This window comes from Massilia sp. Soil_C_3, from assembly GCF_057657035.1.
In genome coordinates, this window is the sequence record NZ_JBDGJG010000020.1 from 1 (window position 1) to 5,176 (window position 5,176).

At 60.2% G+C, this 5,176-nt stretch carries 5 protein-coding genes; 3 read left to right on the plus strand and 2 right to left on the minus strand.

The genetic code is table 11. The features are described from left to right. Positions 1-324 precede the first annotated feature (324 nt). Complete coding sequence (locus AC3A6F_RS25225; protein WP_487686529.1) at positions 325-1,902, plus strand: methyl-accepting chemotaxis protein; 1,578 nt, start codon at positions 325-327, stop codon at positions 1,900-1,902. A 23-nt stretch (positions 1,903-1,925) separates the two neighbouring features. Here the strand turns inward: AC3A6F_RS25225 and AC3A6F_RS25230 are convergent, their stop codons facing one another. After that, complete coding sequence (locus AC3A6F_RS25230) at positions 1,926-2,384, minus strand: MarR family winged helix-turn-helix transcriptional regulator (protein ID WP_487686531.1); 459 nt, start codon at positions 2,382-2,384, stop codon at positions 1,926-1,928. 241 nt (positions 2,385-2,625) lie between these two features. On the opposite strand from AC3A6F_RS25230, the gene AC3A6F_RS25235 reads away from it, so the two are divergent. Further along, entirely contained in the window at positions 2,626-4,056 is a 1,431-nt protein-coding gene (locus tag AC3A6F_RS25235; RefSeq protein WP_487686533.1) for an aldehyde dehydrogenase family protein, read from the plus strand. Further along, positions 4,040-4,960 (plus strand): AraC family transcriptional regulator, encoded by a 921-nt coding sequence (locus AC3A6F_RS25240; protein WP_487686535.1) that lies wholly within the window; start codon positions 4,040-4,042, stop codon positions 4,958-4,960. The genes AC3A6F_RS25235 and AC3A6F_RS25240 overlap by 17 nt, the downstream gene beginning before the upstream one ends. 20 nt (positions 4,961-4,980) lie before the next feature. Here AC3A6F_RS25240 and AC3A6F_RS25245 read toward each other — a convergent pair. Continuing rightward, positions 4,981-5,176, minus strand: a 196-nt coding sequence (locus AC3A6F_RS25245) for a hypothetical protein (protein WP_487686537.1), incomplete at its 5' end; no start/stop codon positions are given.

Below are 5,176 nucleotides of genomic sequence, written 5' to 3' on the forward strand. Positions count from 1 at the left end.
AGGACCGTGAAACGACTTTGCGCCGATGATAGTGCTGCAACCAGTGTGAAAGTAGGTTATCGTCAGGCTAGTTATATAGAAAAAGCCCGCTCAGTTAAACTGAGCGGGCTTTTTTGCTTTCTGCGCTGACATCGCACTGTTGTTCAAGCACCAAAACGCTTTGTCATAAAGCGCATTGCGTACAAATAACTTTGCTTTCTGCACAGAATCAATCGTGCGCGACAGATAGTTTTCTATAATTCTTCGTTACCCAATTATTTTTTCTTGTTGGCACATCACGCCGGCAGGGACTTCGTTTGCCTCAACACTCTTACAAAGAATTTTATGCGATCACTTTCTGCTCTTAGCACGCGCGCCAAACTCGGTGTCGGCTTTGGCCTGGTCGGGATCCTGATCATCGTACTGGCCATCTTTGCATGGCGTGAATTAGGAAACGTCGGTCAGGAACTCGCCGCGCAAAACACCATGCGCACAACCCAGCTCGAGCGTCTATACGAGTTGCGCGAATCGCTTGCCCAGACCGGCCTCGCCGCGCGCAATGCCTACATCTTCCCGGACGTTACCGACGCCAGGCGTGAACTCGACCTCCTGGACGAACACAAAGCCCGTTATCTCGCCGAACTGCAGGCCTTGGAGCCACTGTTTGTGGGGAATGCCGATTTCGCGAAGATGCGCGACGGACTGCTGCAGATGGCGCAAGAGCTGAACCGCCCACGGCGTTATCGCGATGCCGGCCAGCTGACCGAATACGGCAGCTTCCTCGTCAACGAATGCAGTCCGCTGCGCCGTCAGAACGTGCTCGATATCGACCGCGTCATCACTACCGTGCAGCAATATGTCGCTGACGGTACTGCCCATGCGCAGGAATCGATCGCTACCGCCAGGACCACGATCGTCGTGGTCACGCTTGCCGCAGTGGCCCTGAGCGTGCTGGTCGGCAGCGCGATCACGGCCCACCTGCTGCGCCAGCTGGGTGGCGAACCGGTCGAAGTCAATCGTATCGCGTCGGCCATTGCTGCGGGCGACCTGACCGTTGACGTCGCCGTTCGTCCCAATGACGACGCCAGCGTCATGCATGCCATCAGCGAAATGCAGGTCAGCTTGCAAAACATCGTGGCGCAAGTTCGCGGCGGTACCGACATGATCGCCACCGCTTCCAGCGAGATCAGCGCCGGCAACGACGATCTGTCGATGCGCACCGAAGAACAGGCGAACTCGCTGGGCCGCACGGCCGATTCGATGAAAGAGCTGACCGCTGTCGTCGAACAGAATACCGCCTACGCCCGTCACGCGAATACGCTCGCCGCATCGGCCAGCGTGGTTGCAAGCAAGGGCGGCACCGTCGTCTCCGCCGTGGTCGATACCATGCAGGATATCAATGCCTCGGCCCGCAAGATTTCGGATATCACCAGCGTGATCGACGCAATCGCCTTCCAGACCAATATCCTGGCATTGAATGCGGCGGTCGAAGCGGCGCGCGCTGGGGAGCAGGGACGGGGCTTTGCCGTGGTGGCAAGCGAAGTGCGCAACCTGGCACAGCGGTCGGCCACTGCTGCCAAGGAAATCTCGGCATTGATCGGCGATTCGGTCGCTAAGGTGGATGCGGGTTCGAAGCTGGTGGAGCAGGCCGGCACCACGATGGACGACATCGTGGCCAGCGTGAAGGAAGTCAGCGGCATCATCGCTGAAATCACTACCGCGAGCGAAGCCCAGCATGCTGGTATCCAGCAAGTGAATCATGCGGTGGGTCAAATGGACGAGGCAACCCAGCAGAACGCTGCCTTGGTTGAACAGGCCGCCGCGTCGGCCGCGGCCCTCAAGGAACAGGCAGCGACGCTGCTGCGCACCGTGCGCGTGTTCCGTATCGGCACCGAAGGCAACCCACTGCGGATCGCAGGCTGAGCTGCCGATCTATCAGGCGCCGCTCAGTCAGTGCTGTCGTTCAGGCTCTTGCGCAGGCCCACTAACTGGTCGCGCAGGGCCGCGGCTTCGTCGACCGAACACTGAGTTGCGCACAACACTGCCGGCATCACGCTGGCGGCTTCCTTCCTCAATGCCTTGCCCTCGTCGGTCAGGCTGATGATCACCTGGCGTTCATCGCTTCGCGCGCGGTTACGCTGCACCAGTCCCTGGGCTTCCATACGCTTGAGCAAGGGCGTCAAGGTCGCGGAATCCAGGAACAGGCGCTCGCCGATGTCGGACACGGTCAACTGATCCTGTTCCCACAAAACCATCATCACGAGATATTGCGGATAGGTGAGCCCGAGCTTCGGCAGTAAGCCGCGGTAGACCCGCATCATTGCCAACGAGGTCGAGTACAAGGCGAAGCACAGTTGCTCGTCGAGCATGGGCGTCGCAGGGGAGGTGGGAGTGTTCGCGTTCATGCTTCCAATATAGGTCGCACACTAGATAATTGCAAGCGATTGTCTGACGAAATTGATGCAGCGCCGAAGCATAAGTGGTGTGGCGTGCGTAAGCACTTACATAGCGCCATCTCTGCAATACGGCGAATTGTCGGATCCTCGCGCGAATGACAGGATCAGGCAAGAGGATGCGAGGAACCATCTACCTCCCGACTCCCCCTGACTTCTATGATGAATGAACATTGTCTTGAATGGAGCACCCATGAAATCGATCGACACTATTTATATCAAGGGACAATTCGTCACCCCGCATGGCGCCGAGCGCTTTACCCTGGTCGACCCGGTCACCGGGCAGGAAGCGGCGCAAGTCACCCTGGCCGATGAGGTCGATGCGGAAAACGCGATCGCCGCAGCGACCGCCGCTTATCACGAACTTGCCGGATCGTCGCGCGAACAGCGCATGGCTTGGCTCGCACGCCTGCATGAGGCGGTGGCCGATGCAGAAGAGGAATTGATCGCGACAATGATCGAGGAATACGGCGGACCTCACGGTATTTCCGTCGCCACCTCCAAGCGGGCCGCTGCCTCGTTCGACCAGGCGCGCACGCTGCTGGCCGATTACCCGTTCGAGCGCCAGGTTGCCAGCGCGCGGGTGCGCATGGAGCCGCTCGGTGTGGTTGGCCTGATCACGCCCTGGAATGCAAACTACGGCATGATCTGCAGCAAACTCGCGATGGCGATCGCCGCCGGCAGTACGGCAGTGATCAAGCCGAGCGAATTGAGCGCACGCCAGACTGAACTGCTGACCCGCGTGTTACACCGGGCTGAAGTGCCGGCCGGCCTGTTCAACATCCTGACCGGCCGTGGCGACGTCGTCGGCGCCGCCCTCGTGCGCCATCCGGGCATTGCAAAGATCTCGTTTACCGGCTCCACCGCGGTCGGCAAGTCGATCGTGCGCGGGTCCGCCGACACGCTCAAGCGCGTCACCCTGGAACTGGGCGGCAAGTCGCCCACAATCCTGCTCGACGACGCCGACTTCGACAAGGCCATGCCCTTCATCGCGGCGGCGGCAACCATGAACAGCGGCCAGGCCTGCCTGGCCGGTACGCGCCTGCTGGTGCCCCGCGCTCGATTGCAGGAGGCCGAGCAAGGCATCGTCGCGGCGTTCCAGGCCTTGAAGGTGGGCGATCCACGCGATCCGGAAACCCGGATCGGGCCGATGGTGAGCGCCACCCAGTACCAGCGCGTGCAAGGATATATCCGCAAAGGGATCGAGGAGGGCGCAACCCTGCTGCTGGGCGGTACCGGCTTGCCGGAGGGGCTGGAGCGCGGCTATTTCGTGCGGCCTACTGTGTTCAGCAATGTCCGCAACGACATGACCATCGCAAAGGAAGAGATCTTCGGACCGGTCCTGTCCGTCATTGCCTACGACGATGAGGAAGATGCCATCGCGATCGCCAACGACACGATCTATGGCTTGCATGTCTATGTGTTCTCGGGAGACGTGGCGCGTGCGAACCGTGTCGCTCGCCGCATCGAAGCGGGCCGGGTCTTCATCAATGGCCTGTACGATGAGCCGATGGCGCCGTTTGGTGGATTCAAGCAGTCGGGGCTGGGGCGTGAATTCGGCATCTTCGGACTGGAGGAATATCTCGAGCCAAAGACCCTGCTTGGCTATGAACAGTCGCTCTGAACGCGGGTTGCTCCGGCAGTTGCTCGAGACGGTCAGCGGCCGCTTCTCCGCGGCGGACGACATCGATGACCTGTCGACGGCACTGCCCTGGCTGGAGCTGATCCGGCGCCGGGGGCCGACGGCAATCGGCCGCGGGATGCTGGAACCGTCGATGTGCCTGATGCTGCAGGGCGAGAAGCAGATGCTGGTGGGTGAGCGCGTACTGCGCTACGGCGCCGGCTGTTATGTGCAGGCGGGGACGACGATCCCAGTCTCGGGCCAGGTCGTGCGTGCCAGCGAAGCGGAACCTTATTACGGCATCCGGGTCGATCTTGATCCCAAGGAGCTTGCCTCCTTCATGCTCGAGATGCGAGTGCCGATGCCGTTTCAGGGAGACGATCTGCCTCTTGTCAGCGTGGAAATCGCGGGCACGGCCTTGCTGGAAGCGTTCGAGCGCCTGTTAAGACTGCTCGACCGGCCGTCGGATCTGCCTGTCCTGGCGCATCTGCTTAAACAGGAAATCATGTATCACCTGGTGACGGGACCGGGCGGGACCACCCTGACGCAGGGATTGATGGGAGGCCATCGCGAGCATGCGGTCAACAAGGCGATCAGCTGGATCCGCGAGCATTACGATGCACCCTTGAAAATTGCGGAGCTAGCCGAGGCCGTACACCTGAGCCCGTCGGTCCTTCATCGCCGCTTCAAGGCTGCGACCATAATGAGTCCGCTCCAATACCAGAAACAGGTGCGGCTGCTGGAGGCGCGCAAGTTACTGATGAGCGGCGGCGTCGAAGCCGCGAATGTGGCTTTCCAGGTGGGGTATGAAAGTCCATCGCAGTTCAGCCGCGAGTACCGCCGCCTGTTTGGTGCCACGCCGCTGCAGGACGCGGAACAGCTGCGCGGCGTGGCGCCGTCGCCCTAATTTTTCACTGCAGAACTATATTATTGCTGAGCACTTGCGCGATTGAGGGCTTTGCTATAGTTCGCCTCCGCTTCGGCATGACCGAAAAATGTTAACGTAATCAAGCGGTTACGGTAGCAAGATCGGCAGAGAAATCTGAGACGAAGCGAAACGAAGGGGTTGACGAAAAACGAAAAACACTTCATACTCTCTTTCCTCTGCTGCTGACGAACAAAA

What these genes read in the sequence shown, in the direction of transcription:
- AC3A6F_RS25225 (WP_487686529.1), top strand. Translation starts at nt 325, where the DNA reads ATGCGATCACTTTCTGCTCTTAGCACGCGCGCCAAACTCGGTGTCGGC.
- AC3A6F_RS25230 (WP_487686531.1), bottom strand. Translation starts at nt 2,384, where the DNA reads ATGAACGCGAACACTCCCACCTCCCCTGCGACGCCCATGCTCGACGAG.
- AC3A6F_RS25235 (WP_487686533.1), top strand. Translation starts at nt 2,626, where the DNA reads ATGAAATCGATCGACACTATTTATATCAAGGGACAATTCGTCACCCCG.
- AC3A6F_RS25240 (WP_487686535.1), top strand. Translation starts at nt 4,040, where the DNA reads ATGAACAGTCGCTCTGAACGCGGGTTGCTCCGGCAGTTGCTCGAGACG.